This is a genomic window from Streptomyces sp. NBC_01591 (assembly GCF_035918155.1).
Lineage (GTDB): Bacteria > Actinomycetota > Actinomycetes > Streptomycetales > Streptomycetaceae > Streptomyces.
Genome location: NZ_CP109328.1, coordinates 793,508 through 820,402, shown reverse-complemented (window position 1 = coordinate 820,402; position 26,895 = coordinate 793,508). Strand labels below are relative to the sequence as shown.

The following is a 26,895-nucleotide window of genomic DNA, read 5'->3' as shown; positions in this document are numbered from 1 at the left end:
ATGTCAAGCGGCTTCAGTGAGGTCGCTTTGAGTGGTTTGTGTGTTGGTGTCTGTGGTGCGGATCGAGCGCATGAGGACGCGGTAGACCTCGCGGGCGACGTGTCGTTTCAGGCAGCGCCTGATGTCCTTCTTCGCGAGGCCTTCGGTGGTGCGTCGCTCGACGTAGGCGCGGGTGCGTTCGTCCCAGCGCATGCGGCTGAGCACGATGGTGTGCAGAGCGTGATTGGCGGCGATGTCGCCGCCGCGGTTGAGCCGGTGGCGGTCCCTGCGTCGGACGAGGCCGGTATGAGAGCGACGCCACAGAGGTGAGCGAAGGCCGCCTCGGAATTCAGCCGGCCAGGGTTGTCACCGGCGGTGGCCAGCAGCTGACCGGCCACATCCGAGCCGACGCCTTTGAGTGCCGGCAGTTCGGGGGCGGCCTGGGTGGTCAAGGCCGTGAGCTCGGCTTCCAGCCCGTCGATCTCCTCGGTCAGGGCCAGGACGCGATGGCCAAGGCGGCGCAGGGCGGCTTTGGCCGCTGAGCGGCGATGTGCCGCGGCGGCCAGAGCGGCGAGTTCGGTCTTCCATGCCTCCTCCCGCAGCAGGTCACCGACCGTGTCGGCACGGTCCGCCCGGACTCCAGGGCTTGCCGGGGGCCAGCACCGGGGGCCCGCCCCGGAACCTGGCCGGCGAGCAGGCCGCCGGGGCGAAGAGGCCGCGAAGCGGGGCGAGGTGGACTTGTCCCTGGTCGGCGTCGACTCCACCACCGCGCGGGCTCACCACGACGCCGCCGGGATGCATCTGGACCAGGACGTCGTCGCCGCGCTGGAGGAGGCCGCCACCAAGGAGGAGAAGGCCAGGTCAAAGGGGGCGGCCTCGAAGAACAAACCGGGCAGGACGCCGAAAACGATCCCGAGCGGGAAGAGCGACGACGCATCCGGCGTCGCCGAAAACTCCGACTGAAGGCCGCCCTCCTGGGACGCTCCAGAGGTGGGCAGACCAGCAAGGTCCACCTTGCCGCCGACCGCAAGTGCCGCCCGCCGGCGTTCGTTCTGACCGCGGGACAGGCCGCCGACAGCCCGCAGTTCATCCCCGTGCTGGGGAAGATACGAGTCCGCGGGCCCGTCGGCCGCCCTACCCGGCCGGACGCGGTCGCCGGGGACAAGGCCCACTCGTCCCGCGGTAACCGGGCCCACCTGCGGAAACGTCACATCAAGGCAGTCATCCCGGAGAAGAAGGACCAAGCCGCCAATCGGAAGAAGAAGGGCAGCAGGGGCGGCCGGCCCGCCAGTCACGACGCGGACCTCTACAAAGAACGGAACACCGTCGAACGCCTGATCAACAAGCTCAAGGCCTGGCGTGGCATCGGTGCGGCGACGTGGAGGGCGGCGAGCTAGTTAGTGACGGCCTTGTCGTAGGCGGTGGATACCCTGCGGGAATGAGTAACGCGATGTGGGATGCCCTGGCAGCGACACCCCTCCCGGAAGTGCGGCGCCGCGCGGCCATCATGGACGACCTCGCCGAGGTCGAACCGGTGACGGTGACCGGCGCACGCCGTCTGGCCTGGAACGACCGCGGCGGCCAGTCCGCGGTCTGGTACTTCGCGGAGGACGGCCGCGTGCTGCTGCTGACGTTCGACCACGAGTCGGCGCTGAATCTGTACGCCGAGGAGGATTTCGCCCTTCAGGAGTCCTTCTACGAGGGCCTCCCCGAATCCCTCGTCGCCCTGATCCGCGACCGTCCCGAGAACTACGAGTCGCTGAACCTCACGGACTCCGCGACGGGCCGGACGATTCACTACGCAGGCGGTGTCTTCTGGTACGACGGCACGCGCTGGCACGTGTCCAACGGCCTGGCGGAGTACTGCCGCCGCGAGGACGCGGACCTCTTCGGCGAGTCCGGCTTCGACTACTGCCTGGACGTCTACCGCTTCGGCCAGGACTTCACCCCGGAGACCGTCGTGGCGATCCGGGACGAGAACGGTCGGTACGAGGCCGAGAAGGAGAAGGAAGCGGACCTGCCCGGCGTCCGCGAAGTCTTCACCCGGCACGGCTAGCGCCGGTGTCCGCCCGGTCAACGGGTTGTTCTGGCTCCCCAGATGTTCGACGCCCGGGTTGGGCGCCGACTCGGTCGGCGTGAGTACCTGGCAGGGGTGGCCATCGTCAGGCGCCGGACGGGGTGAAGAGGGCGCCGTCGGGGTCGCGGATGATGAACGCGCTGTCCGGGGTACCGGCCGGTGTGGGAACCGGTGAGGATTCGCCTCCGGCCGTGACGGCGGCCGCCGCAGCCTGCTCGCCGTCCCTCACTCGGAAGTGGGCGTTCCACCGGGGCCGAACTCTTGGGTCCGGGCCGGTTTCGTCGCCTCCGCCGCGCAGGGTGGCGACGGTGCGTCCCCCGGCCTGGACGATGATGTGGTCCTGGGCGTAGTCGACCGTGCAGCCGCCGGGAGGCTGGGCCCAGCCGAAGACCTCCGCGTAGAAGATGGCGGCGTCGAACGCGTCACGGGTCTGGAGGTCCAGCCGGACCGGGGCTCCGCCCCGTCCCACCGGCCAGGTCAGGGCCGGGCCTTCCCAGAATCCGAACACGGCCCCGTCCCGGTCCGCGGCGATCCCGGCACGGCCCTCACCCAGGACCAGAGGGCCGACGGCAAGCGTGGCGCCGCGCTCACTGATCCGGGCCGCCGTCTCGTCCGCGTCCCCGACGGCGAAGTACGGGGTCCAGACGGCCAGATGGCCACCGCCCGGGCAGCATCCGATCCCGGCAACCGGTTCACCATGGGCCAGAGCCACCGAGAACTCGCTGCCAAGCATGCTGGGCCTGAACGTCCAGCCCATGACACCGGAGTAGAAGAACTGTGCCGCGCGCAGGTCCCGTGCCATCAGGCTCACCCAGCAGGGCGCACCGGCCACCGGCACGGTTGGTTCCGAAGGCTGTCGACTGAGTGGTGCGGAGCTGTCCGAAGGGGAGTTGCTTGCCGCGGGGGGTGAGGGCGAGAGTTCCGACCGTGATGGCGGTCATCGCCGTGCCCTGGTGGTCGCTGATGAGGTACGAGGTGGTCGCACCTGTGCGGACGGCCACGGTTTCGCCGTTGTGCGTGTAGTAACGGGTGGCGGTCTTGGTGCCGTTGGCGGCGACGGTGAGTTACGTTGCCCTGGAGCAGGGTAAGTGTGCTGGAGCCGTCGGCGTTCTTGGCGATGAGTCGGTTGCCGTCGGCGTCGTAGACGTAGCTGCTGGTCTTGTCGGCCTCAGTGAGGGTCGCGAGGTGGCCTTCGGCATCCCACTTCAGGTCCTGAGCGTTTGAGCCGGTGGGCGGCTGCGGGGCCGGAACAGCTGGTCCACTGCCAGAGCACAGTCGCGCATGCCCGCCCGAACAGACGCGCCGTCAACCAGCCGACCCCCGGCGCTCGCACCGGACGTGACGACGGTCCGGCTCATGACCGCCCGGCATCCTGGACGATGCGGGCTCCTGGGACACCCGATCGGAACACCGGTGAATTGGTGAAATTCGAGGTGTCACCGCCAGTCGTACGGGCCGTCCACGGTGGCAGGCTCCACCATCGAGTCAACCGGGAGGGACGGAGAACTGATGGCGCAGGACCTGCAGGAAGCCGCGTCGGCCGCGCCGGTGGCCAACAAGCGCATCAATGCCGGTGTGAGACTCATGGGATGGCTGACGACCACCGACCACAAGGTCATCGGCAATCTCTACATAGTCACCGCGTTCGGGTTCTTCCTGCTGGCCGGAGTGCTGGCCATGCTCATGCGCGCGGAGCTGGCCCGGCCAGGGCTGCAGATCGTCAGCGCGGAACAGTACAACCAGCTGTTCACTGTCCACGGCACCATCATGATGCTGCTGTTCGCCACGCCGATGTTCGGCGGCTTCGCGAACGCCATCATGCCGCTTCAGATCGGCGCGCCCGACGTCGCCTTTCCCCGCCTCAACGCGCTCACCTACTGGCTCTTCCTCTTCGGCGGAATCATCGTGGTGTCCGGATTCGTGGTGCCCGGCGGCGCGGCCCACTTCGGCTGGTTCGCCTACGCACCGCTGAACAGTGCCGTCTTCTCGCCCGGCGCCGGCGGAGACCTCTGGACTATGGGCCTCGTGCTGTCGGGGATCAGTACGACCCTAGCATCCGTCAATTTCATCACTACGATCGTCTGTCTGCGTGCGCCGGGTATGACCATGTTCCGGATGCCGATCTTCACCTGGAACGTACTGTTCACCTCGATCCTCGCGCTGCTCGCGTTTCCGGTGCTCGCCGCCACCCTGCTCGCCCTAGAAGCCGACCGGAAGTTCGGGGCCCATGTTTACGACGCCGCGAACGGCGGGGCGCTGCTGTGGCAGCACCTGTTCTGGTTCTTCGGCCATCCCGAGGTCTACATTGTCGCACTGCCCTTCTTCGGAGTGGTGAGCGAGATCATTCCCGCGTTCAGCCGGAAGCCGATGTTCGGGTATTTCGGAATGGTGATGGCCACGATCAGCATCACCATGCTCTCGGCGGTTGTCTGGGCCCACCACATGTTCGCGACAGGAGCCGTTCTCCTGCCCTTCTTCTCCGCCATGTCGTTCGTCATCGCCGTGCCCACCGGTGTCAAGTTCTTCAACTGGATCGGCACCATGTGGCTCGGCAGTATCTCGTTCGAGGCACCCATGCTCTGGGCGATCGGCTTCCTCGTGACTTTTCTCCTCGGCGGCCTCAGTGGAGTGCTGATCGCCTCACCCCCGCTGGACTTCCATCTCACCGATTCGTACTTCATCGTCGCCCACCTCCATTACGTGCTCTTCGGAACAGTAGTCTTCGCGATGTTCGGCGGCTTCTACTTCTGGTGGCCCAAGTTAACCGGACGCATGCTGGATGAACGCATCGGACGTATCCATTTCTGGACCTTGTTCATCGGCTTTCAGCTGACCTTCCTGGTCCAGCACTGGCTGGGTGAGGCCGGAATGCCCCGGCGTTACGCCGACTATCTCGCGGCGGACGGCTTCACCTTGCTCAATACGATCTCGTCCGTCGGCTCCTTTCTGCTGGGCCTGTCGACACTGCCGTTCCTGTACAACGTGTGGCGCACCAGCCGTTACGCGCCCAAGGTCGAGGTGGACGACCCGTGGGGGTTCGGTCGTTCCCTGGAGTGGGCGACCTCCTGTCCGCCCCCGAGGCACAATTTCCGGGCTTTGCCCCGCGTGCGTTCCGACTCGCCGGCCTTCGACCTGCACCATCCCCTCACGCCGGAGAAGCCGGGCCTCGGCCGAGGCGGGTCCCGCTCTGCATCGGGCGCTGAAGAGGAGTCGGGCGAATGAAGACCGAGGCCATTGTCTTCGCCGGGGTCGCGGGGTTCTTCCTCGTGACCGATGTTCTCTACGCCGTGTGGTCCCGTGATCCGACAGGCACGGCGGCTCTCACCGTCTCGTTCCTCATGGCGTTGCTGGTCACGTTCTTCTTCGCCACCAACTACCGGAGGAAGGGCCTGCGCCCCGAGGACCGCGGGGACGGGTACATCCACGAGCGGTCCGGTCCGGTGGACTTCTTTCCTCCGCACAGCATCTGGCCGTCACTGACAGCCGCGGGGATGGCCGTGCTCGCCATCGGTGTGGTGTTCGGTCTGTGGCTGTTCCTGATCGGGCTGGGCTTGGTCCTGGCGGGGGTGTTCGGAATGGTCTTCCAGTACGTGCGTGTCCAGGACTGAGGGTGGTTCTCAGTCCTCGCGTTCGCGGACCGGCTCCGGCCGTGTCGTCCGCTCCGCGATCCGGGACCGTTGCTCCTCCGTGACGGGCAGTTCCACGAGGTCCCCGTAGTACCAGCCGCTCAGTACGGTCCGAAGCCGTCGCCGACTCGAGATCGGGCCCTCCGCGGGGAGCTCCAGGGGCGTCGGGACATCACGCATCAGGATGCGGTAGCGGGCTGTCGGGCTCAGGCCACGGCGGCTCTCCGAGAGACCGCCGTTCACCGACTGTGTCACCTGGCCGGTCTCCTCACCTTCGGTCAGCCGATGGAGGTCCCGCATCTGAAGGGCGAGGCAGAGGCGTTTGGTCAGCGCGAAGGCCAGGAGTGGGGCGGCGATCAGCGCGGTTCTGAGGATCCAGGTCATGGCCTCGACCGAAACCCTGAACGAGAAGGCTACGACGTCGTTGCCGCCGGCGACCAGGAGAACGGCGTAGAAGACGATGGCCGCCACGCCGAGCCCCGTACGGGTCGGCCGATTGCGCGGCCGGTCGCACAGATGGTGTTCCCTGCGGTCGCCCGTCACCCATTTCTCGAAAAAGGGATAGAGGAACAGCACTGTGAAGACCACGCCTGGCAGCACGATCGCCGGAATGAACACATTCCACATGACGGTGTGGCCCGCAATGTCGGTCTCCCATGGCGGCATCAGCCGGAGCGCGCCCTCCAGGAACCCGACATACCAGTCCGGCTGTGCGTTACCCGAGACCTGGTTGGCGCGGTAGGGGCCGTAGTTCCATACGGGGTTGATCTGGGCGAGCGCGCCCAGCAACGTCAGTACGCCGAACACCATGAGGAAAAAACCTGTGGTCTTCGCGGTGAAGTGAGGAAACGCCGGTGAGCCGACGGCGTTTTCGTTGGTCTTCCCCTGACCCGCCCAGTGGGTGTGTTTGAGATAGACCACCAGGATGAGATGAGCGGTGATCAGCGCCACGATCAGGCCGGGCACGAGCAGGACATGCACGGGGTACAGACGGGGGATCACGGCATCGCCCGGGAACTGTCCGTCGAAGACAAACAGCTCCAGGTACGTTCCGACGACAGGGATCGACCCCACAATGGTGGCCGCCGTCCTCAGGCCCGTACCGGACAGCAGGTCGTCGGGCAGCGAGTAGCCCGCGAATCCTTCGAGAAGCGCGAGTACGAACAGTGTCACGCCCACGATCCAGTTGGCCTCCCGCGGTTTACGGAAGGCGCCGGTGAAGAAGATCCGCAGCATATGGACGGCGATCGCGGCGACGAACACGAGTGCCGCCCAGTGGTGGATCTGACGGATCAGCAGGCCTCCGCGCACGGCGAAGCTGATGTCGAGGGTGGTGGTGTAGGCCTGCGTCATCCTCACCCCCTGAAGGGGCACATAGGAACCGGTGTAGACGCTCTCCATCATGCTCGGGTCGAAGAACAGAGTGAGGTACACGCCGGTGAGGAGCAGGACCACAAAGGAGTAGAGGGCGATCTCACCGAGGAGAAAGGACCAATGGTCGGGAAAGGCCTTGCGCAGCAACTGCCGGGCCAGCTCGCTGACGGGCAGGCGCCCATCCACCGCACCGTAACCACTGACCGCCGTCTTCCCGGCCCGGGCCTTCAGCTGCGCCTTACGCCTCCGCAGGGGCATGCACCACTCTCCCGTCGATCTTCCTTCCACCCCCCCGCCCCTTATTGTTACGGTTCGCTCTTTATGGGTAGCGCATTACTCGAAGGGACTACGCAGAATCGCGGTATCGGCACCTGATCGGCCGACCTGGCCCTGACGTGCCGGGTGGCGCCGCGCGGGTGCGTCGGCCCCACCCCGCGAGCGATATGCGGGGCCTCGCCGCCGCAAGGACTGATGCGCGTCGCCGCGTCGCCCTCGACGGTATGACTCCGTTCGCACAACCGGCGGTCTCCACAGACAGTTGGCGGAACCCTGAACGTCGGCGACTTCCTTCTCAGCCGGCCGTCTCCGCGCACATCCGGTCCGCGGTGATCTTGGCAAGTGCCGCCGATGTCGCCGACCCGTCAGCCGCCGGGTCCTCCACTGCCAAAAGCCCCACCGTTGTCATCCTTGGGTACGTCCCTTGGCGAAGAGGGGCGGTTGATCTCATATGGGCTGAGACCTTCCCCGAAATCATCTGCAGCCCTCAAGTTTTCGCTGCTTCGGGAGGAACGTTCGGCCCGTGGTCCCTGCTGTCGTGCCCGAGACCGACGGCGCGCGTCCCACCAGACGAGGCCAAGCAGAACAGCGACTACGACCACTGCTATACCGAGGGGGAAAATCCAGCGCACAGCCGAAGCGGCCAGTGTGATGTCACTGATGGGCGCCTGGCTCACAAGGTGGCTCATCTGGCCCACGTCCTTTCTGAGGGGATTCCACCACTCACAAAGCGAGGCAGAGGCTTCCGCTCATTGGAGAGAGAGCCCGCGATGGCCAGAGCCGTGGGAAACTCCAATCCCGCCGCCCTTGGCGGGATCAATCTCGCGGGGCCCGCCTGAACTGGACGTCTGGCAAGGCTCAAGCTCCCTGATAAGTCTACGGCGGGGAGCGTACGGGGGACCGCTAGGTGTACTCGGCCATGAGGTTGGTTACTCGCGTCGGTAGTTGATCAAGAGGAGACTTCCGGGAGTAGTGGAGACGCCTGTCTTCACCACAACCGGAGGTCTTGATGGCCCACGCTAATGCCCGGCTGACCTTTCACGGCAGATGCCTTCTGGTGCGCCGTGTCGTGCAGGGCCTGCGTCCCGTGGCGCATGTGGCCAGGGAGCTGGGAAGTCTCACGACAGTGCGCGCACCGGTGGGTGGCCCGCTTCCGCGTTGGTGAGGTCGCCGCGGAGGAAGAGGCGGGGGCGGGGGTCCTGCTCCTCCCCCGCGGCGAGTCGGGGCGCGGACGGATTCGTCCGGTACTCCGGCGGCCTACCGGGCGGGGTTCCCGGCCAGTACTCCCCGAACCTCCCGACGCGGTCAAGGCCCGTGAGCTGCTCGCGTCCCTGGTCGTGGCCGACGAGGACGACGTCCCCGGAGGCAAGCGGTTCGGCTTCCGGCCCAAGCGCGTGGGCAGGCCGGCCAAGGAGGCCGGTCCCGCTTCCGCCTCGGCGCACCCTTCCCGGTGCACACCGCTCAACCCTTCGCGGGCGTGGACTCACTTGCGCGGGCCAGCGTCTGACGGACCGACCAGAGGACTGACACCAGCGGCATCGCCACCACCGCTCCGAGCACGCCCGCCGCGATGGCGCCGCCGATCACCAAGAGCGCGACCACGACTGGGTGCAGGCGGACGGCCCAGCCCATCACCAGCGGGTGCAGCAGATGGCCCTCGATCTGGCCGATGACCACGATCAGGGTGAGGACGACGGCCGCCACGATCGGGCCCTTGGCCGCCAGAGCCACCACGGCCGCGACGGCGAGGGCGATCGGTGAGCCGATCAACGGGATGAAGGCGGCGAAGAACTCGAGCAGCGCCAGTGGCAGGGCCAGTGGTACTCCGAGTGCGAACAGGGCCAGTCCTACGAATACGGCGTTGGTCCCTGCCACCAGGATGATGCCGTGGGTGTATCCGGTGAACGTGCGCCAGGCGGCCCGGCCTGCGATCGCCACCCGGGCCCGGGCCTTCTGCAGGAGTTGATCGCAGAACCAGTCCCACTGCCGGTCGCCCGAGTGCATGAAGAAAACTGAGCAGAACAACGCCAGGACGAATACCGTCACGACCTCGACCAGTCGGCCCACACTGCTGACGGCCGTGCTGATGAGGGCGGAGCGATGACTGGACAGGTACTGCCCGATCCGGGACTGGAGGCCGTCGAGCGTCCTCGGGTTCAGCCGGAACGGCGGCCCCTCCAGCCAGTGCTCGATCCTGCCCAGCCCGTCGCCGAACTCCGTTCCAGCCCGTTGCGCTCTCCGGCGACCGCCTCGCCGACGAGCGTTAGGACACCGAGGACGAGGACGATACTGCCGAGCAGTGCCACGGCGACGGCGACCGGCCGCGGCATCAGGCGGACCAGCAGATCCCCGACCGGACGCAGCACCGCAGTCACGACCAGGCCGAGGAAGACGGCTACCGCCATTTCGTGGAATCGCCCCAGCGCCGAGAAGACCACGTACACGGCGGCTCCCACCGCGAGAATCCGCCAGGCGTAGGCGGCGGCCGTCTGGAGCGTGGGGTTCACGCGTGGCGTGTACCGCGGGCGGGGCGGCGCCTGCCGCACGCCTGGGTTCCGGGCCGCGGGACCGGTCACGCCGCGCAGCGCCCGACGTGACGCGGCGCGGGTCCGGTGCCGTCGTCCTTCGGACGGAACGCCGGGGTCCGTGTTGCCGGGCTGCGGGTGCGAGGGCCTGGGCATTCCCTGCTGTTACCAGGAAGGGCCGCGTCTTCCGGGCTCCCGGACCGACATGTGCAGGATGTCACCCCATGGGCGGAGGGACGTGGCGCGGGGCGCCGGTGTGTCAAGGGGGCAGTCATTCGCTGTCGCCTGCCCCTGCGCCCGGCCACAGACGGGAGAACGCGGGGTGGGCGGGGACGCCGCCGTCAGCGCTGCCCCTTGCGGTCGCGGTGGGTCAAACTGCTCTGGAGGTGGGAGAGGACGCCGATGCGTTGCCCGCGCAGAGCAGCTCGGGCGGCGTTGGCTCCGGGGGCGCCATGGACTCCCCCGCCGGGGTGGGCGGAGGCGGAAGCGAGGTAGAGCCGGGGGACGGGTGTCTCCGGGCGGCCGGTGCCCGGGGTGGGGCGGAAGACCAGCTGCTGGTGCATGGCCGTGGTGCCGCCGTTGATCGCGCCGCCGTGAAGGTTGGCGTCCATACTCTCCAGCGTGGGCGGGGCGAGGATACGCCGGGCCCTGATGAGGCTGCGGAAACCAGGGGCATAGCGCTCGACCTGTGCCTCGACACGGTCCGCCATCGCCTTCTGCTCCCGGACGTCCCACGAACCGGTCAGCCGGTCGTCACCGGCGTCGCCCCGCACGCGGTGCGGTACGTGCGTGTAGGCCCAGGCGGACTCGGTGCCCCGGGGCGAGCGGCTGGGGTCGGCGGTGGTCGTCTGGCCGAAGAGGGCGAGGCTCGTCGGGGACGCGGCCCCTGGCGATCTGCGCGGCGTAGCGGGTGAGTCCGTCGACGCCCTCTGCGAGGTGGACGGTTCCCGCCCGCGCGGCCTCCGGGCAGGTCCAGGTGACCGGGCCGTTCAGTGCCCAGTCGACCTTGAACGTGGCGAAGTCCCACTGGAAGCGCTTCAGGTCGGCGAGGAGCCTGCCGGGGAGGTGCCGTTCAGCCACCAGGGAGCTGTAGAGAGCCGGCGCGAACACATCGGCCAGGACTGCCCTGCGAGCCGCTACCGCCTCGCCGCCGCGGTGCGGACGCCGACGGCCCGTCCGCCGCGGACGACGACCTCGGTGACCCGTTCCCCGCAGCGGACGGCCCCGCCACGCCGCGCCAGTCGGCGGACGAGAGCGGCGGTGAGCGCCCCGGCGCCGCCGGTGGGGACGGGAAAACCGTAGGTCTGGCCGAGCATGGACATGAGCCAGCCGAAGCCGCCGCTGCCCGCTGTCTCCGGTGCGAGGTCGGCGTGCAGGGCGTTGCCCGCGAGCAGGAGCCTGCCGCCTTCGCCGCGGAACTCCTCCTCGCCCAGACGCCGCACCGGCAGCACCATCGTCCTGGCCAGTCGCAGTCCGCCCGCCCCACGCGGCCCGGCCGCGACTGCCCCCGCCTTGAGCGGGGACGGCCCCCTTCCCGGCGCTCCGGTCCGCTTCCCGGCCCATGCCCGCCAGGGGGGGCCTGGAGGTACGGATGCCGAGGCCCTTGTGGACCGGAGCGGTGAGTTTTGGCCTGGTCAGCATCCCGATCAAGGTGGTCAGTGCAACTGAGGACCGTTCGGTTCATTTCCACCAGGTGCATCTGGAGGACATGGGCCGGGTCCGTACCCGCAAGATCTGCTCGATCGAAGACGAGGTCGTGCCGCAGGAGGAGATCGGCAAGGGCTACGAGGTCGCGAAGGACGAGGTCGTCCCGGTCACTGATGAAGAGCTCGACGAGATGCCGCTGCCCACCGTGAAGGCCATCGAGATCGTGGCGTTCGTCGACGCCGACAGCATCGACCCGATCCGGATCAGCGACAGCTACTTCCTCGCGATCGACGGGCAGGTCGCGGCCAGGCCCTACACGTTGCTTCGCAAGGCGCTGGAGCGGTCCGACAAGGTCGCCGTCGCGAAGTTCGCGTGGCACAACCGCGAGCGGCTGGGGCTGCTCCGGGTGCGGGAGGACGCGATCGTGCTGCACGCGATGCGGTGGCCCGACGAGATCCGCAGCCCCGAGTCCCTCGCACCCAAGGACGTCGACCTGGACGACGACGAGATCGAGCGGGCCGTCCAGCTCACCGACACCATGGCCCTCGACGACATCTCCGGCTTCTGGGACCAGTACCGCGACGCCCTGGAGGAGCTGATCGAGGCGAAGACCGAGGGCAAGGAGCTCCCGGAGCCGGCCGAGGGCGAGGAACGGGAATCCGGGAAGGTCGTCGACCTGATGGCCGCCCTGAACGCCTCCGTCAAGGCGGCCAGGGAATCACGCGGCGAGCACGGCCAGGACGCCACCGTGCACACGATGCAGCCACGCAAGACGACCACGGCCAAGAAGGCCGCCCCGGCCAGGAAGACCACGGCGAAGAAGACCATTGCCGCGAAGAAGAACACGGAGAAGAAGACCACCACGAAGAAGACCGCGGCCGCGAGGAAGCGCAGCGCGTCCTGAGCGGGCGCGAAACGGGATGGTCATGGTGGGTCTGCCGCGGATCGCTCCGATGCTCGCCACCCCGGGCACGGCCGCGCCCGCGTGAAGGGGGCGCGGCCGTTGGCGCGATGGCCGTTCCTGTCAGCCGCCCTTGGTCAGGCGCGCGCAGGAGTTCAGGGCGTCGGTGGCCTCGTTCCAGTTGCAGATGGAGAACCACACCCCGCTGACGCGGTAGAAGGGTTCGTCGCCGAACGAATAGGACTGACTGTCGTGGACGCGGTACTCCCGGAGAACGCCCTGGTCGCTGTGCACGACGAGGCTGGAGCCCCAGCCGTCGCCGTCGTTCAGGTCCCCCACCTTGATGTCTTCCGAAGATCGAGCCGTCAGCCGCCTGGGCGGATCCGGCCAGGGCAACGGTGAGGACTGCGGCCCCGGTCAGTGCTGTCACAGCGGTGCGTAGGCGCACGGTGGCTCCCGTGTTGTCTTGGATGCTGGCCCCGGCGGCTATCAGCGCCTGCGCGGCACGCGCGCAGGGCACCAGGGGCCGTTGACCGGATTGCGCTGCCGTGGCCGGTTTCGTGTCAGGAGAACTCAAGGGCGCCGATGTGCGATTTCTGCGGTCGGCCAGGAGCCGTTGTGTACTACGACGTCACCGAGTATCGCGTGGCGGCTCCAACGGCTGATTGGTACTCCGGCGACCGGTTCTACGCGTGCCCGTCCTGCCGGAAGTTCGTCGACGCGTCCGACTGGTCTCGTACGCGCGGCCGGGCGACACCGTGCACATCTCCGAGATGTTCCGCCTCGTGCGCGGCACCGGGCACATCCTTCATCCCGGTCTGTATGCGCAGGTCAGGAAGCTGCCGTGGGCCGACATCCCGCTGGAGCACCGCACCCGCGACAAGGCCCATCACCGTGACGAGATCCGCCGGCTCAAGGTCGCAGCCTTCCGCCACCTCGACTATCCCGGCGCCCGCCAGGCCATCCAAGTCGTCCGATGGCGACGGGAGTTGAGTACGGGCAAGCTCACCATCGAGCGGGTCTACGTGATCACCAGCCTGGACATCTACGACGCCACCCCAGCTCGCCGCCTGGATCAGAGGTCACTGGGGCATCGAGAACCTCCTGCACCACGTCCGTGACCGCACCTTCCGCGAGGACGACTCCAAGGTCCGCACCGGCCACCTGCCCCGCACCATGGCCAGCCTGCGCAACCTCGCCATCAGCGTCTTCCGCCAGAACGGCAAGACCAACATCGCCGCTGCCCTCCGCCAAACCAGCCGCGACTACCACCGCCCGCTGTCAGCCCTCGGCCTCACGTGATCAACCCGGACAGATCGCGATCATGCAATGCCCCTGGTGGAACGGGAAGGCGCCCACCGGCCTGTACCGCGCGGCCACGCCGAGGAGATCGCGGTCGACGGCGCTACGGAGCCGGTGGTCGTGAAACTGGGGGTGTGGTGCTCGAACGCACGCGCGAGGTGGGACACCGGCAGAGCAACTTGGACGCGCTGCGCGAGGTGGGCATGGAGTGGGCGTGACGCAGGCTGTGGTCGTTCGTTGGGCCTAGGTCAAGCGAAGTGCACAGAGACCCCGGGGATGTCGCTGACTCCCAGGGCCTCGTGCTATCGACGGGGCTGGCGGCTCTGACCACACTCGAAGAACCCGCGCGGCCCTCGTCATGTCACGGCCCCGCCCCGATCAATCGCGGGGGAACTCGAAAGCTCCTGGCAACAGCCAGTTGATCACCTGTGTTGCAACGACCCCTGGAATTCGCCAATTCTTGGAGGGGGCGTTCTTGATGTTTCGGATTACCTCGTGTGTTTGGCATCGGCATCCGTACGGGCCAGCGTCGCGTCGAGCGTGGCGTACTCGGCCTCCTCGACCGCGGCGGTGGCGAAGCCGATCGCGTCCAACGCGTAGGACTCCGCATCGTCCGCCGCACGGTCGGCACGCTTCATATCGACTTCCGCCTTCCGGTCATCGATGCGGGACTTCACGGACTGGACGTGCTCCTGCCACTTGGTGCCCACATCCGCCAGCGAGGCAGAGGCCTCGGCCTTTTTCGCCGACACCTCGCGCTGGAGCTTGTCCGCCCTCTGTATCGAGTCCTGCTTGGCCTTGGTGACCGAGTCCGACAGTTGCTTCCTGTCCTCGGAGATCGCGTGCTGCACCTTCTCCTGCGCTTCGTGCGCCTTTTCCGAGAGCGCCGCCATGCGGTCGGTCGACTTTGACATGGGATTCCAGCCTTTCTGACGAACGGGACCCCCATCGACCCGATCGAAACACGCGGCGCGTACCAGCGCACCCGCAGGCGCGCTCCGCAACCGCTATCCGGGCGATCCGATCGAGGCTATTCCTCACTGGGGCGTCACCGACGACCGAACCCTGACACCGGTGGCCCGGCACCGAAGTGCGCTCGCCCGACAAGCGCGCGGGGCACTCGGGCTGCTGGAGAGGGTCGGCTGGCAGCGCGGCCACGCCGAGGGAAGGCAGAAAGACCGCGGCCGCGGTCCACCACTGGCCCTTGCGAGCTTGGAAGATCGCAGAGACCGACGCGAGCACGAAGAGCAGCGTTGTCACTGCCACTGGTATCCACCTAGCGGCAGTCTGCCGTGTCCTTGTCCGTCGGGTGCGCCCACGCCCCACCAACGAGGTCGTTGTGTGCCCCTCGCATGCCCGACAGTGCGGGAAATCACGGGGACTACTGAACTTGAATGTGTGATTTCGGCCTGATCGTGTCAGCTGGTCAGGGTCAGGCCGGTGCCCATGAGGCAGCCATCGATGAGGCGCGGTCGGTACTGGGTCTTCTTGAGACTGCGTTTCACGGCGGCGGCGAGCTGGTCGAGGTTCGCGGCGGCCCGGGCACGTCCGCTCCTTCGGGCAGATGCTCACCCAGCTCCAGGGAGAACGGCTCTCCGAGTGGATAGAGGCGGTCCGAGCCGACGACCTGCCCAGCCTGCACACCTTCACCAACGGCCTCGAACGCTACCTCGCAGCCGTCACTGCCGGCCTGACCCTTCCCTGGAGCTCAGGTGTCGTGGAAGGCCACGTCAACCGCATCAAAATGATCAAGCGGCAGATGTATGGACGCTCTGGCTTCAAGCTCCTGCGCAAGCGGGTACTGCTTGCCTCGTGACCTCACTGTCGGTGGCCAATGCGAGGATCCCCGGACGGCCACGCGAGGAGATCATATGGGCACCTGGGACATCAGCCCCTTCGACAACGACACCGCCGCCGATTTCGCCGGCGACCTGGACGAGGCAGCCGCGGAAGAACGCGAGTCCGTGATCCGCAGCGTACTCAAACGCGCCGCCGACCCTGCGGACTACTTGGACGCCCCCGACGCCGAGCGAGCCGTGGCCGCGGCAGCCCTGGTTGTCGCACAGCACCCTGACGGCGAGCCGGCGTGTTCGATCTACGGTCCATCGGAGCCGCTACCGGAGTTCCCCGCAGACCTCCGAACGCTCGCCGTCGACGCACTGGACCAAGTGGTCGCCGAGCTGTCTGAACTCGCCGAGCTGTGGGGCGAAGCCGCAGACGGCCCGAAATGGCGCCAGGACATCACCCGCCTCCGCGATGTCCTTGACCCTCCGATCCCGCCACAAGAGGAAGCCCTCTTCGACATCTAAGCCGGTGACCCACAGTCACAGAACTTGGCTCTGTCGCTATTTTGGGGGTAGTTGGGCATCGATCTTGTGTGATGGGTGGGGTTCGCGTCGCGGACGTTCTGTTGCCAGGTGTCGGGGTTCAGGTCGAGGAAGTGGCACTCACGGATACGGAGGTTCGACTGGCTGTGCGGTCGCAAGCCGCGTCGGCCGCATGTCCCGACTGCGGACGAAGATCCTCAAAAGTGCACTGCTACTACCCGCGGGCTCTGGCGGATCGTCCGGTCGCAGGCAAGCGTGTACGACTAGAACTACGGGCCCGCCGGCTCGTGTGCGGGAACGATCAATGCGACCGGCGGACGTTCGCCGAGCAGATACCGAACCTGACCCGGCGCCACGCACGCCGCACGGACGCTCTCACTGCCCAGCTCACCGACATGGCCCTGTTCCTGGGCGGCCGGGCAGGAGCACGCCTCTCCGAACGCATGGCTATCGGCACCTGCAAGGACACTCTGCTCCGGCTGATCCGCGCGCTGCCGCTCCCGTCCTCGGGCCCGGTCCCGCTTCTCGGCGTCGACGAGTTCGCCGTGCGACGCGGACGGACCTACGCGACGACCGTACCTGCCGATCGGCGAGTACGGCCCGTACCCCGAGCGGCTGCGGCAGCAGTTCGAGGGGGTGATCTGGCGGTTCAAGACGGGCGGGCAGTGGCGGGAGATGCCGCAGGAGTTCGGTGCCTGGTCGACCGTCCACAACCGCTTCCGGCAGTGGCGTGACGCCGGCGTCTTCGAGGCCCTGCTGGAGGGGCTGATCGCGGAGGCCGCGAAGCGGGGCGAGGTGGACCTGTCCCTGGTCGGCGTCGACTCCACCACCGCGCGGGCTCACCACGACGCCGCCGGGATGCATCTGGACCAGGGCGTCGTCGCCGCGCTGGAGGAGGCCGCCGCCGAGGAGGAGAAGGCCAGGTCAAAGGGGGCGGCCTCGAAGAACAAACCGGGCAGGACGCCGAAAACGATCCCGAGCGGGAAGAGCGACGACGCATCCGGCGTCGCCGAAAACTCCGGCTGAAGGCCGCCCTCCTGGGACGCTCCAGAGGTGGGCAGACCAGCAAGGTCCACCTTGCCGCCGACCGCGAGTGCCGCCCGCCGGCGTTCGTTCTGACCGCGGGACAGGCCGCCGACAGCCCGCAGTTCATCCCCGTGCTGGGGAAGATACGAGTCCGCGGGCCCGTCGGCCGCCCCCGTACCCGGCCGGACGCGGTCGCCGGGGACAAGGCCTACTCGTCCCGCGGTAACCGGGCCCACCTGCGGAAACGTCACATCAAGGCAGTCATCCCGGAGAAGAAGGACCAAGCCGCCAATCGGAAGAAGAAGGGCAGCAGGGGCGGCCGGCCCGCCAGTCACGACGCGGACCTCTACAAAGAACGGAACACCGTCGAACGCCTGATCAACAAGCTCAAGGCCTGGCGTGGCATCGCCACCCGATACGACAAGACCCCGGACAGCTACCTCGCCGGACTCCACCTGCGCGCCTCGATGATCTGGATCAAAGACCTCACCCCGACCATCCGGTGATCACGACTCGATACACGCCCTAGGCCGGTTCGTTTGGATCACTTCCGCTGGCCGAGGTTGTTGTTGATGATGTCCGTGTGACTCACCGCATCAGCGCTCTGATCTCGGCCTTCGGCGTCCTTGCCAGCATGATGCTGCTCGTTCTTGCCGTTCGTGAGTACCGCTCCGGGGCGTCGGCCCTCTGGATCGGGGCTGGAGCTGTGATCTTTCTCAGGCTTTGTACACGCTCGTGCGGGACGTACGACGGCTCCGCACCGAGCCGACCGCCTGACGGGCAGCGCCGTTCCAATCAGCCCCGCCGGTCGTTGTTCGTGTGTGCCGTTGACTGACGCGCAGTGGGCGCGAATCGAGCCGCTCACTGTGCGCCCCTCTGAAGCGCGAAGATCAGTCGCCCTGGGCCAGGAGGCCCGGGGCGGCTGACAGGCGCTCAGGGGGCGCAGGGCGGTCTACGGCGATGATCTACGCGGCGAAGCCGATGTTGGTGACGTACTCGTGCTGGCCCCACTGCGATCCCAGGTCGACGATGACGTCCTCCCAGGCATCGTCCAGGCCCTGATGGTCGCCGGACGCCCAGGCCTCGACGATGCGGTCCCAGCGGCGGACGTTCATCGTGCGGTACTCCACCAGCCGCTGGAGCGGGCGCGGCATCTGCGACTGGTTGAGCGGGTGGATCTCAACCCGTGTCCCGCCGTCGGCGTTCAGGCGTCGCAGGAGGTGCCGGGCGACGTTCTGACGGCGCACCTGGCGGTAGGCGGCATCGATGCGCTCCAGGTTGGCGTTCGACGGCCGGCGCCGCTCCTCCAGCCACGCCTTCAGCGTCCGGTCGGTCACCGTGAGTCCGGCGTCCCTGGCCGCCCTGCGGCTGTGGTCCGTCTTCGTGAGGTAGTGCAGGCGGGCCATGAGGCCGCGCTTCACGGTGACGGGGGTGACGATGCCGTCCGCCAGCTCGTCGAGCTTGCGTGCGACGGCGTCGCTGCCCTTGATGCCCCGCGCCCCGAACTTCCCGAAGTCGATGGTCCTCTCCGGCATGAGTCCCTTCCTCGCTTCCTCGTCGTCGGGCCCCGGCTACCAGCTGGCGGTGAAGCGGCGTGGCGCCGGGCCCGAGCGGTCCTTGGCTACCAGGACGTCGACCGTTGCTGGGGCGGTGCGGTCGACGAGTGTGACGAGGTCGGCATGGTATTCGAGTTCGGCGGCCGCGCCGAGGTCGTCGAGGTCCAGGGGCCGGCCCTCACGGCGCGGACGTTCCAGTCGGGCGATGAGCAGGATCGAGGGTGTGCCCAGGGATTCGGTCATGGCGATGGACTTGAGCTCCCTGGACACCATGTCGATGTCGTCCCGGGAAGCAATTCGGGAGGGGCCGTTCTCGTCGTGCCAGCTCATCAGCTGAAGGCGGTCGATGACGACGAGGGGGGGGCGCGTTCGCCGCGTTCGGTCATGTCGCGCAGGACGTGTTCGATGTGCTCCGTGGTCAGCGGCCTGACGCGGTCGATCGTCAGGTTGGGGACGGGGTTGCGGGGGGTGAGGTCGGGGGCGAACATCGCTACCCGCCTGCCCTGGGCGGCGTTGTGGACAGCAATGTCGTATCCGGCCTGGGCTTCCCTGCTGCGTGAGCGGGTGCCGAGGCAGCTGAAGTGCGCGCTGGCCAGGTCGAGGGCTTCATCCATCTCGGGCCAGGGCGTCATCTCCTTGCCGTCGGGTTCGTCGGTGCCTGAGATCGTGTCCGACCAGAACTTCACGGAGTCACGGGCGACGTAGGGCGAGTTCATGATCTGTGCCCAGTGATCGAGCAGTTGCCGTGTCTCCGGCGCCTGCACGGTCAGTCGTATCGTGGTCTTCTCGTATCCGTCGGTGCCGACTCGGTTGGAGAAGGCGGGGTCGGCGATCCATGTCCGGCAGGGTTCGTCGTGGACGGGGTAGGGGCCCCAAACCCAGTTCTCCGGGCGGTCCTTGGTGAAGCCGACGGCGGCAATCGCCCCGTTGGCGTCCGGTTCGAGGGGTTCGAGGCAGACAGAGCAGTCGTACATGGGGCCCTTTCGTGTGGTGGTCATCGACATTGATCGCCCAGATTGGCGACTGCGGGGCGATCCCGGTGCGGCCCAGGGAAGATGGGCCCGCAGCGGGAGACAGGCGGCGAGGGGGGCGACCAAGCGCCTTGGAGGGGCTCTTGATCGCGTCGGGACAGGCTCGTGTAAGGTCTCGCAGCCCGTGTCCTACTGCGGCGCTGTGACCTGCGTCTTCTAGCGGTGTCTCACGCCGTGTCCAGCCGCTCAGTCTCACGATCGTGTCCAAATCCTCGGAACGGCCACGAGGTGCAAGCCGCTGTCCCGCACCTTCTGAGTTAGCAGTCGGCAGGGCTCCCAACCTGTGCGGTTGCCAGGCGGTTTGGAGACGGGATCGGATGTCATTCCCGGACGAGTTGGCTCGTGCGGAACCGTTCGTGCTGAGGCCCCGTCCGGATCTGGATTCACTGCTCGCTGGCAGCCTCACCGGATGGCTGCTGCCGGCCTTCGGCCAGTAGGTCCTTGGCTGTGCCGTTCCCCAGGCAGCTGGCCGGGCACCCTGCGCCAGCCCCGCCGAAGTAGTTGCTCTGCAGGAGATCCTGACGTCCTTGAGCCTGCCGCCAGGGTGGGCCCGACCTCGCGGGCGATGCTCGCAGAGTGGTAGGTCAGGTGACTTCCCAGGCCGCCTCGATCATCTGGAAGATCTCGTCCACCGCGGCCTGCGGATCGTCCGTCTCACGGGCCAGCGAATAGGCGTCGATCACGAACCTCGCGATCGTCCGGCAGGCCGTTGTGGTCTGTGACAGGCCGGGATCGGCAGCGATGGCCGTTGCCAGCGACTCTGCATGACGCAGCCGCATCGACTCCTCGTACTCCCGCAGGGCACGTGACTCGTCGATCATGCGGTAGATCGGGACGGTGCCGTCCGCCGTGCAGTGCCGGACCATCTCCTGGATCTCGCGGCGCAGTGCGGGGATGAGCGGTTCGTGCGGTGCGCGGTTGGTGACCACCTGCGTGAGGCGTTGCTCGAAGTTGTCGTCCTGCTCGAATACCAGGGCCTCTTTCGAGGCGAAGTGGGAGAAGAGCGTGGTGACGGCCACGTCGGCCTCGGCGGCCACATCGCGGATGCCCACCGCGTCGTACCCGCGATCCAGGAAGAGCCGCAGGGCGGTGTCGGCGATCTTCTGTCGGGTCGCGGCCTTCTTGCGCTCACGGCGTCCGGGCGGCTCGGTCATGTCGCTGACACTATCAAATCCAAAGGAGTAACTGTTTCTAAACAACAACCGTTAGTGTTACGGTCGCTTGCATGAAGAGAGTGAGCTTCGCCGAGTTCGGCGGTCCCGACGTTCTCCACCTCGAAGGCGCCGAGGAGCCCCACGCAGGCCCCGGCCAGATACGCATCGCCGTGCGGGCGGCGGGCGTGAACCCCGTCGACTGGAGAATCCGTGAAGGCCAGTTCCAGAAGGTCCGCCCGGTCGTCCTGCCCGCCGGAGTCGGGCAGGACGCCTCCGGAGTGGTGGACGAGGTCGGCGAGGGCGTCGAAGGAGTCGAGGTCGGCGACCACGTGTTCGGGCGAGGCTCGAGCACCTATGCCGAGTTCGCCGTGCTGTCGGCCTGGGCCCGAATGCCCGAGGGGCCGACCTTCGAAGAGGCGGCCGGATACCCCTCCGTGGTGGAGACCGCGCTGCGCATCATCCGCCAGGCCGGTGTGCAGCCCGGCCAGACGCTGCTGGTCAGCGGAGCGTCCGGCGGAGTCGGATCGGCGGTGCTGCAGATCGCCCGCGACCGCGGCATCACAGCGATCGGCACGGCCGGGGCCGCGAACCAGGACTACCTGCGCAGCCTGGGTGCCCTCGCCACGACGTACGGCGAGGGCTGGGTCGAGCGGGTGCGGCAGCTCGGCCATGTCGACGCAGCGCTCGATCTGGCCGGCTCCGGCGTGATCCGCGAACTCGTCGAACTGACCGGGAACCCGCAGAAGGTGATCTCCATCGCCGATCTCGGCGCGCCGGAACACGGTGTCCGGTACTCCGGCGTGACCGGGAACGTACCGGAAGCCCTCGCCGAGGCCGTCGGCCTCATCGCGCGGGGAAAGCTCCACATCCCGGTCGAGAAGTCGTACCCGCTCGCCGAGGCCGCGGCCGCGCACACCGACAGCCAGGCCGGTCACACGCGCGGGCGCCGGGTCATCGTCGCCTGAGCCGTTTCCTGCCCGATGGCACGGCCCGGCAAGCCGCCTTCCTTCCAGCGATCCTGCCCAGACCCACCCGGCAGCTGTGCGACACGCAAGGAGCTTCATGCACACTCCTGTCACGATCATCGGCGCCGGACTCGGCGGCCTCGTCCTGGCCCGCAGCACCGCGCGACGCCCTCGCGTCCGGAATGTCCGTCCAACTTGCTTGCGCCTGGCTCCCACGCGTACCCAGGGCCGTTGCCTGATCGTTCAGAACAGCTTTGCCTGTTCTTGGCGTGGGTTGGGGGACGTCGGTGGATTGCTCCACCGAGGTGGCGCCGGGCTGGTGGGCCTGGCGTCTCCCCCGTTTCTTCGCGTCCTGCTTCCCGGCCCGAGGTCCGGGAAGTCTGACGGATGCTCCGCGGGCGTTTTGGGTCTCCCCGCTACCGGGGGCGACCGTTCCTGCTGGTTGAGTGCCGCTGAGGACGGCGTGGGCTGCGATGTTGTGGGCGGCGTTGGTGTCGCGGTCGATCCGCAGTCCGCATGCGTCGCAGTGGAACGTCCTGTCGACCAGCGTCAGGCGTGGGTTTTGCCATGAGCAGGCCGAGCAGGTCTTGCTGGACGGCCACCAGCGGTCCAGGACCGCGAGTTGGGAGCCGTACCAGGCCGTCTTGTAGGTGAGCTGGCGGCGCAGCTCGCCGGGGGGCGGTGTCCAGGATGGACCGGTTGAGGTCGGCCTTCTGCCTCACTTTCTTCCCGGGTGCCGCTGTGGTGCCACGAGCGGAGCTGGTCATGCCCGCGACGTTGAGGTCCTCGATCGCGACGACGGCGAACCGGGTCGTGAGCTGTTTCGTGAGGAGTGTGGTGTCGCGGCGTACGGAGACTTCGTGGTGGAGGCGGGCCACACGGGTGACGCGCCTTGACCCGGCGTGCGGAGCCCTTCTGCGTCCGTGACAGTGCCCGCTGGGCTTTGGCCAGTCGCTTCTCGGCTCGGCGTACGTGGCGGGGGTTGGTGAGGAAGAAGGTTGTGGGGTCGTCGGGGGTGAGGGGCTGGGAGAGGGCGACGAGGTGTTTTACGCCGAGGTCGACGCCGACTGTGCCGCGGGCCTGCTGATGGTGGGTCGGTTTGTCGGGCAGGTCGGTGGTGACCTTGCAGAGCACGGACGCGTACCAGCGGTGTCCGTGGAACGCGTAGGTGTTGACCTCGTGCCACCACGGACACGGCCGTGCGGGCCCGAGGGCCCCCTCGGGCAGGTCGGGGCACGGGAGTCACCCTTGACCACATCCCCGACCTCAAACAGCTCCGCGTCTCCGCGTTCCCACACAGCTGGACGGAGGTGCCCGGTGCTCCCCGCTGGGCCAACCATGAGGGGCCCTGTACGGGGTTCGGCTTCAGCAGTCGAACACCGACCAGCAGATGTCGTTGCGTAGGCGCTGGTCATCAAGTACAAGCTCGCAGATCGCCTCCGGGAGCTGATTGCGCTGCCATTTGCACTCGAGTCGTCCTGCGGTCTCGCTCTCGCCTTCCGGTGCCGCTGCACGTGCGGCCTTGATCGCGTAGGCGGCCGCGCCGAGCTCGTGCGCGGCGACGTGGGCGACGGCTCCGGCCTGGCCGGCGGCGTACGCGGCATGCCGTGCTGCCCCACGCAGGTCTCTGGCTGCCCCCATCGCATGACCGCCCGCCGCGCGGGCCTGCATCATCTTGACCTCGCCGCGCACCCAGGCCCGGGCATGCTCGATCGCCTGGCGAGGTCGCGGGTCCGCGGGCTTGGCCGACTCGAAGAGGCCAAGGACGTGCTCTGCACAGGCGGCAGCCCATAGAGCAAGGAGACGGTGATCCGCATCAGTGAGAGTCCCACCACGGCGGATCGTCACGAGGCGAGGGTCGCGGACCTTCGGGAGGATCACGACGTGCACTCCCTCCTGCGCACCTCGGCGCCGCTCGCTGCGGTGTGCCCTGGCGGCCGGTCAGCCGCCCGACGCAGGGAATGGTCCAGAGTGCTCATCAGCCGGGCGACACGACTGCTGCCACCTGTCACGAGCGGGTAGCGGCGCAGCACATCGATGAGCAACGGTGTCGCACGCTGCCGCGACCGTTCCAGTAGGGCATCCCCGATCGCGGTATCACCGCCCGCCTCCACCTCCCCGATGTGCGCAGCGCTCGCGCAGGCCCGCAGGATGTGGCCGACCTGACCGGCCTGGGCGATGGGGTGCAGGTATGCGGCCGATGCGGCGTCACCGGCGGATCGCGCGGCCAGTCGTGCGGCTTCGGAGGGCGCGGACCGGGCGGCTCGATGAGCGTCGAGGGAAGTGACGCGCTGCAATTTCGTCCTGTTGGCACCGTTGATGAAGGCCCAGGCGGCGTCGATCGCCGCGCGGGGGCGCGGATCATCGGGAACAGCCTGCTCAAAGACCGACAGGACATCCTCTGCGTGCCGAACCACGTAACGCGCCACGACGCGCAGCTCGTCCATCGTCAGATCGAAGTCTCCGGACACGGTGTGCGTGCTCTGTGTCATGCCTCTGAATCGTATCCTTGAACGCTCGATGGAGACTTTGCGACGAATCCTCCGCTCACCTGCGTCGGAACCCTCAATCGGAGGTCACATGCGGCCCGTGGACCTGGCCCGTCACCATGGCCTCTCCACACAGGCGGTCCGCAACTACGAGGGCGCCAGCATCATCCCGCCGGCCCACCGCAGCCCGACGGGGTACCGGGACTACACCGCCACGCATGCTGCCGGCCTCGCGGCCTACCTGGCGCTCGTCCCTGCCTTCGGCTACTCGACGAGCCGACGCATCATGCAGGCCGTCACCGGCGGCCAGCTCGATGAAGCACTGGAGTACGTCGACGACGGGCACTCACTCCTGGCTCGCGACCGCAGCACACTACGAACCGTCGAAGCGGCGCTCTCACACCTCGGAGCCGTCACCCCGGATGCGGCGGCCGGCACTCGGGCGCCGTACAGCATCGGTGAACTCGCCCGCCACCTCGCGCTCAACCCGGCCACCCTTGCGCACCTCGGAACGCGCCGGAACCCTCACCCCACCACGTGACCCGCACACCGCCAGTACCTTGCGCAGGACGTGCGCGACGCCGAACTGGCGCACCTGCTGCGCCGGGGAGGCCAGCCCCTGGGTACCATCTCCACCGTCCTCGGAGAACTCCGCGACGCTGGCAGCCTCGATGCGCTGGCCAGGACCCTGGAACCGTGGCGGCGCGACCTCACGTCGCGCGGATTGGCCCAGCGGTACGCCGCCGGATCCACTGACGTTCTCGTGGCAGACGACACGCGACCGGCGGCGCGTTGCGATCCTCGGTCGCCCCGAATGATCATGGGCGTCCAGCACAAAAGACATCACCGCTGCTGCTTTTCGCCGGGCGTGTGCCGACGCGTGACCCGGCGGCACGTCAGGAATGCGATCGCGACGACCACCAAGTACAGCGGTACGAGCAGCACCGCGTCACCGGACGCCTGCTCCACCGTCACGCCCGCGTCGCGGTCCTCGCCCTGCAGCATGATGCGGTTCACGGTCAGGACGGTCAGGTGCGTGCCGATCGCCGCCCACAGCGGGGCGTGACCCACGGCCGCACGGGCGGCGATCAGGGTCAGGCCGAAGACCGTCAGGAGGATGAGGTAGTCGACCGGGGGCTGCCCCTCCGGGACGATGCCGATGTGGCCCGGCTCGTCACCGGCCAGCCGCGCGATGCCAACCGTCACCAGCGTCGAGGTGCCCGGTACGAGCAGGAAGACCGCCGTGGTGCCGAGCGCCGCCAGTGCGGGCCCAAACCGTCTGCGCAGCGATGTCCACGTGTAGCCGCGCAGCGTCGTCTCCTCGGGCAGGGCTTCGAGCAGGAACGCGACGACGGCGTTGGTGACGAGAAAGCCGACCAGAGTGACGAGGTCCAACTGCTGCCAGACGAGTAACCCCATGGCCGTACCCGCGCCCAGGACCAGCGCCGCTCCCGCGGCCGTCACCCCAACGCCGGTGAGGAACGCCCGTAGGCTCGCGCCCGGATTGCCGAAGCCGACCGTCCGGGGGTGTGACAGGCGCAGGACGAACGGCACGGCCACGACGGTGACGAGGGCCGCAGCGATCAGCCGGGCGGCCAGGCCACTGGCTCCGGTGGCGTCCGCCAGTACGGGTCCGAGGCCGTTGCCGACACCGAGCGCCACCGCCATGATCAGGCCGCCGGCCAACGCGCGGCCCATGGCCCCGGCGGCCGTGGGCGCGGGTGAGGGTGCGGGAGTGGGTTGTCGTATGTGCAGCTCGGTCATAGCGCTCCTGGTGACGGTGGGGCCGACTCCTATCGACAACCCCGTGTGCTTCCCAGGCTCGCCCGACCACCGGTCAGGGGCGTCGTGCGCGCGGACGACCCCCCTGTACATCCTTCGGCGCAGTGGACGACAAGGGTCGACTGGTCGTGGCCACCGGCTCCGGCTCCGGGAACACCCAGAGGCTGAGTGCCCGCGTTCATGCGACTGCCGCTCCACCGCCTGGGCGATCGACGGGGCAATGCGGCTCGGAGGATGGTCCACGCTCTTCAACCACGGAACCGGCCGTTCCTTCCCGGTGAGGCCCGACGTACTTGCGCAGGTGCTGCAGGCGCACCGCGAGCGCCTCACGGGCTCCTTGGGCGCTGGACGAGGGAGAGGCGGTCATGTTTCGCGGGCAGTCCGGGGGTTCAGATCGAGGTTCGGGACGCCGGTCCCAGGAAGGCGGCGTAGTCGTCCGTTTCGTCACCGACGGCGTAGACGTCGCGCATCTCCAGGTGGACAGCCGTGCGATGGGTGCCGGCGAGCAACTCAGCGAACGTCGCGGTGTTCAGCTGCTGCGCGTTCAGCGGCATCGCACATCTCCCTCAGAATCGGCACCATGCGGGCCGGAATCCGGATCACCCGCTCACGAGCGGGGATCCCCGTCTTGTGGCCGGCCACCCACTGGGTGGAGCCGACTTGGGTCTTGAGGAATTCATCGGCTTCCTCGCCCTGGAGGACCAGGTCCGCGCTCTCCTCTTCCACCCACACCGTCGGCGATCCCTCGCCTCCGGTGTTCAGGTCGATCCCGACGAACCGCAACGTCATCGCATGCTCCCGTGTCGAGTCGGTTGCGCATAGTTGAGCGACGACCGTCCCGCGCGCCGACACCCTTGG

At 68.0% G+C, this 26,895-nt stretch carries 23 protein-coding genes and 10 pseudogenes; 14 read left to right on the top strand and 19 right to left on the bottom strand.

Going from position 1 to position 26,895, the window contains the following annotated elements; all coding sequences use genetic code 11:
* Positions 1–3: 3 nt before the first annotated feature.
* Positions 4–518 (bottom strand): annotated as a pseudogene (locus OG978_RS45005) (transposase); the annotation flags it as partial.
* Positions 519–690: 172 nt separating this feature from the next.
* Between OG978_RS45005 and OG978_RS45000 the strand changes: the two are divergent.
* A pseudogene (locus OG978_RS45000) lies at positions 691–1,346 on the top strand (transposase); the annotation flags it as partial.
* Between the two features lie 71 nt (positions 1,347–1,417).
* On the top strand, positions 1,418–2,035 hold the full coding sequence (locus OG978_RS44995) for a hypothetical protein (RefSeq protein WP_326770838.1): 618 nt from the start codon (positions 1,418–1,420) through the stop codon (positions 2,033–2,035).
* A 106-nt stretch (positions 2,036–2,141) separates the two neighbouring features.
* Here the strand turns inward: OG978_RS44995 and OG978_RS44990 are convergent, their stop codons facing one another.
* Positions 2,142–2,858 carry a VOC family protein gene (locus OG978_RS44990; RefSeq protein ID WP_326770837.1) on the bottom strand — a complete coding sequence of 239 codons (717 nt, stop codon included), beginning with the start codon at positions 2,856–2,858 and terminating at the stop codon, positions 2,142–2,144.
* A gap of 707 nt (positions 2,859–3,565) precedes the next feature.
* Between OG978_RS44990 and ctaD the strand changes: the two genes are divergently transcribed.
* A complete protein-coding gene (gene ctaD, locus OG978_RS44980; RefSeq protein WP_442817893.1) occupies positions 3,566–5,278 on the top strand; it encodes an aa3-type cytochrome oxidase subunit I in 1,713 nt (570 codons plus the stop codon).
* On the top strand, positions 5,275–5,664 hold the full coding sequence (locus OG978_RS44975; RefSeq protein WP_326770836.1) for a cytochrome c oxidase subunit 4: 390 nt from the start codon (positions 5,275–5,277) through the stop codon (positions 5,662–5,664). Before ctaD ends, OG978_RS44975 begins: the two co-directional genes overlap by 4 nt.
* Before the next feature lie 9 nt (positions 5,665–5,673).
* Here the strand turns inward: OG978_RS44975 and qcrB are convergent, their stop codons facing one another.
* The gene (gene qcrB, locus OG978_RS44970; protein ID WP_326770835.1) at positions 5,674–7,314 is read right to left on the bottom strand and encodes a cytochrome bc1 complex cytochrome b subunit; all 1,641 of its coding nucleotides are present in this window, start codon (positions 7,312–7,314) and stop codon (positions 5,674–5,676) included.
* A gap of 1,027 nt (positions 7,315–8,341) precedes the next feature.
* Here qcrB and OG978_RS44965 point away from each other — a divergent pair.
* Positions 8,342–8,493 (top strand): annotated as a pseudogene (locus tag OG978_RS44965) (leucine zipper domain-containing protein); the annotation flags it as partial.
* Between the two features lie 300 nt (positions 8,494–8,793).
* On the opposite strand, the pseudogene OG978_RS44960 reads toward OG978_RS44965, so the two are convergent.
* A pseudogene (locus OG978_RS44960) lies at positions 8,794–10,013 on the bottom strand (AI-2E family transporter).
* Positions 10,014–10,198: 185 nt separating this feature from the next.
* Positions 10,199–11,356: pseudogene (locus OG978_RS44955) on the bottom strand (phytoene desaturase family protein); the annotation flags it as partial.
* Between the two features lie 92 nt (positions 11,357–11,448).
* On the opposite strand from OG978_RS44955, the gene ku reads away from it, so the two are divergent.
* Positions 11,449–12,408 (top strand): non-homologous end joining protein Ku, encoded by a 960-nt coding sequence (gene ku, locus OG978_RS44950; RefSeq protein ID WP_326770834.1) that lies wholly within the window; start codon positions 11,449–11,451, stop codon positions 12,406–12,408.
* A gap of 120 nt (positions 12,409–12,528) precedes the next feature.
* On the opposite strand, the gene OG978_RS44945 is transcribed toward ku, so the two are convergent.
* Positions 12,529–12,744, bottom strand: a complete 216-nt coding sequence (locus OG978_RS44945) for a hypothetical protein (protein ID WP_326770833.1) — start codon at positions 12,742–12,744, stop codon at positions 12,529–12,531.
* Positions 12,745–13,097: 353 nt separating this feature from the next.
* On the opposite strand from OG978_RS44945, the gene OG978_RS44940 reads away from it, so the two are divergent.
* Together OG978_RS44940 and OG978_RS48705 are read left to right on the top strand one after the other, a co-directional pair.
* Positions 13,098–13,526 carry a hypothetical protein gene (locus OG978_RS44940; protein WP_326770832.1) on the top strand — a complete coding sequence of 143 codons (429 nt, stop codon included), beginning with the start codon at positions 13,098–13,100 and terminating at the stop codon, positions 13,524–13,526.
* 55 nt (positions 13,527–13,581) lie between these two features.
* A complete protein-coding gene (locus OG978_RS48705) occupies positions 13,582–13,707 on the top strand; it encodes a hypothetical protein (RefSeq protein WP_442817892.1) in 126 nt (41 codons plus the stop codon).
* 488 nt (positions 13,708–14,195) lie between these two features.
* Here the strand turns inward: OG978_RS48705 and OG978_RS44930 are convergent, their stop codons facing one another.
* Both OG978_RS44930 and OG978_RS48700 read right to left on the bottom strand, forming a co-directional pair.
* Complete coding sequence (locus OG978_RS44930) at positions 14,196–14,621, bottom strand: hypothetical protein (protein ID WP_326770831.1); 426 nt, start codon at positions 14,619–14,621, stop codon at positions 14,196–14,198.
* Between the two features lie 504 nt (positions 14,622–15,125).
* Positions 15,126–15,245 (bottom strand): annotated as a pseudogene (locus OG978_RS48700) (IS630 family transposase); the annotation flags it as partial.
* Between the two features lie 5 nt (positions 15,246–15,250).
* Between OG978_RS48700 and OG978_RS44925 the strand changes: the two are divergent.
* From OG978_RS44925 to OG978_RS44915, 4 genes and pseudogenes are all read left to right on the top strand, one after another.
* Positions 15,251–15,523 (top strand): annotated as a pseudogene (locus OG978_RS44925) (transposase); the annotation flags it as partial.
* Between the two features lie 55 nt (positions 15,524–15,578).
* Positions 15,579–16,016, top strand: coding sequence for a DUF4259 domain-containing protein (locus OG978_RS44920; RefSeq protein ID WP_326770830.1), 438 nt, complete (start codon positions 15,579–15,581; stop codon positions 16,014–16,016).
* 71 nt (positions 16,017–16,087) lie between these two features.
* Positions 16,088–16,318, top strand: a pseudogene (locus tag OG978_RS48695) (transposase family protein); the annotation flags it as partial.
* A 295-nt stretch (positions 16,319–16,613) separates the two neighbouring features.
* A pseudogene (locus tag OG978_RS44915) lies at positions 16,614–17,566 on the top strand (IS5 family transposase).
* Between the two features lie 459 nt (positions 17,567–18,025).
* Here OG978_RS44915 and OG978_RS44910 read toward each other — a convergent pair.
* The 4 genes from OG978_RS44910 to OG978_RS44895 form a co-directional block, all read right to left on the bottom strand.
* Positions 18,026–18,595, bottom strand: coding sequence for a transcriptional regulator (locus tag OG978_RS44910; RefSeq protein ID WP_326770829.1), 570 nt, complete (start codon positions 18,593–18,595; stop codon positions 18,026–18,028).
* A gap of 36 nt (positions 18,596–18,631) precedes the next feature.
* Positions 18,632–18,946 (bottom strand): hypothetical protein, encoded by a 315-nt coding sequence (locus OG978_RS44905; RefSeq protein WP_326770828.1) that lies wholly within the window; start codon positions 18,944–18,946, stop codon positions 18,632–18,634.
* A complete protein-coding gene (locus OG978_RS44900) occupies positions 18,946–19,614 on the bottom strand; it encodes a hypothetical protein (RefSeq protein ID WP_326770827.1) in 669 nt (222 codons plus the stop codon). The genes OG978_RS44905 and OG978_RS44900 overlap by 1 nt, the downstream gene beginning before the upstream one ends.
* 617 nt (positions 19,615–20,231) lie before the next feature.
* The gene (locus OG978_RS44895; protein WP_326770826.1) at positions 20,232–20,801 is read right to left on the bottom strand and encodes a TetR/AcrR family transcriptional regulator; all 570 of its coding nucleotides are present in this window, start codon (positions 20,799–20,801) and stop codon (positions 20,232–20,234) included.
* 71 nt (positions 20,802–20,872) lie between these two features.
* On the opposite strand from OG978_RS44895, the gene OG978_RS44890 reads away from it, so the two are divergent.
* Positions 20,873–21,766, top strand: coding sequence for an NADP-dependent oxidoreductase (locus OG978_RS44890; RefSeq protein ID WP_326770825.1), 894 nt, complete (start codon positions 20,873–20,875; stop codon positions 21,764–21,766).
* Here OG978_RS44890 and OG978_RS44885 read toward each other — a convergent pair.
* The 4 genes from OG978_RS44885 to OG978_RS44870 all read right to left on the bottom strand — a co-directional run bounded on the left by OG978_RS44885 (position 21,753) and on the right by OG978_RS44870 (position 24,213).
* Positions 21,753–22,379 carry a zinc ribbon domain-containing protein gene (locus OG978_RS44885; protein ID WP_326771074.1) on the bottom strand — a complete coding sequence of 209 codons (627 nt, stop codon included), beginning with the start codon at positions 22,377–22,379 and terminating at the stop codon, positions 21,753–21,755. The two genes, OG978_RS44890 and OG978_RS44885, sit on opposite strands and share 14 nt — an antisense overlap.
* Complete coding sequence (locus OG978_RS44880) at positions 22,316–22,900, bottom strand: transposase (RefSeq protein WP_326770824.1); 585 nt, start codon at positions 22,898–22,900, stop codon at positions 22,316–22,318. The genes OG978_RS44885 and OG978_RS44880 overlap by 64 nt, the downstream gene beginning before the upstream one ends.
* Before the next feature lie 231 nt (positions 22,901–23,131).
* Positions 23,132–23,647, bottom strand: a complete 516-nt coding sequence (locus OG978_RS44875; RefSeq protein ID WP_326770823.1) for a putative immunity protein — start codon at positions 23,645–23,647, stop codon at positions 23,132–23,134.
* Entirely contained in the window at positions 23,644–24,213 is a 570-nt protein-coding gene (locus tag OG978_RS44870; protein WP_326770822.1) for a putative immunity protein, read from the bottom strand. Before OG978_RS44870 ends, OG978_RS44875 begins: the two co-directional genes overlap by 4 nt.
* 133 nt (positions 24,214–24,346) lie before the next feature.
* On the opposite strand from OG978_RS44870, the gene OG978_RS44865 reads away from it, so the two are divergent.
* On the top strand, positions 24,347–24,796 hold the full coding sequence (locus tag OG978_RS44865; RefSeq protein WP_326770821.1) for a MerR family DNA-binding transcriptional regulator: 450 nt from the start codon (positions 24,347–24,349) through the stop codon (positions 24,794–24,796).
* A 302-nt stretch (positions 24,797–25,098) separates the two neighbouring features.
* Here the strand turns inward: OG978_RS44865 and OG978_RS44860 are convergent, their stop codons facing one another.
* The 3 genes and pseudogenes from OG978_RS44860 to OG978_RS44845 form a co-directional block, all read right to left on the bottom strand.
* Positions 25,099–26,019, bottom strand: a complete 921-nt coding sequence (locus OG978_RS44860; protein ID WP_326771073.1) for a CPBP family glutamic-type intramembrane protease — start codon at positions 26,017–26,019, stop codon at positions 25,099–25,101.
* A 411-nt stretch (positions 26,020–26,430) separates the two neighbouring features.
* Positions 26,431–26,591 (bottom strand): annotated as a pseudogene (locus OG978_RS44850) (DUF6879 family protein); the annotation flags it as partial.
* Positions 26,548–26,826 (bottom strand): hypothetical protein, encoded by a 279-nt coding sequence (locus OG978_RS44845; protein WP_326771072.1) that lies wholly within the window; start codon positions 26,824–26,826, stop codon positions 26,548–26,550. The gene OG978_RS44845 and the pseudogene OG978_RS44850, both read right to left, overlap by 44 nt.
* Positions 26,827–26,895 lie beyond the last annotated feature (69 nt).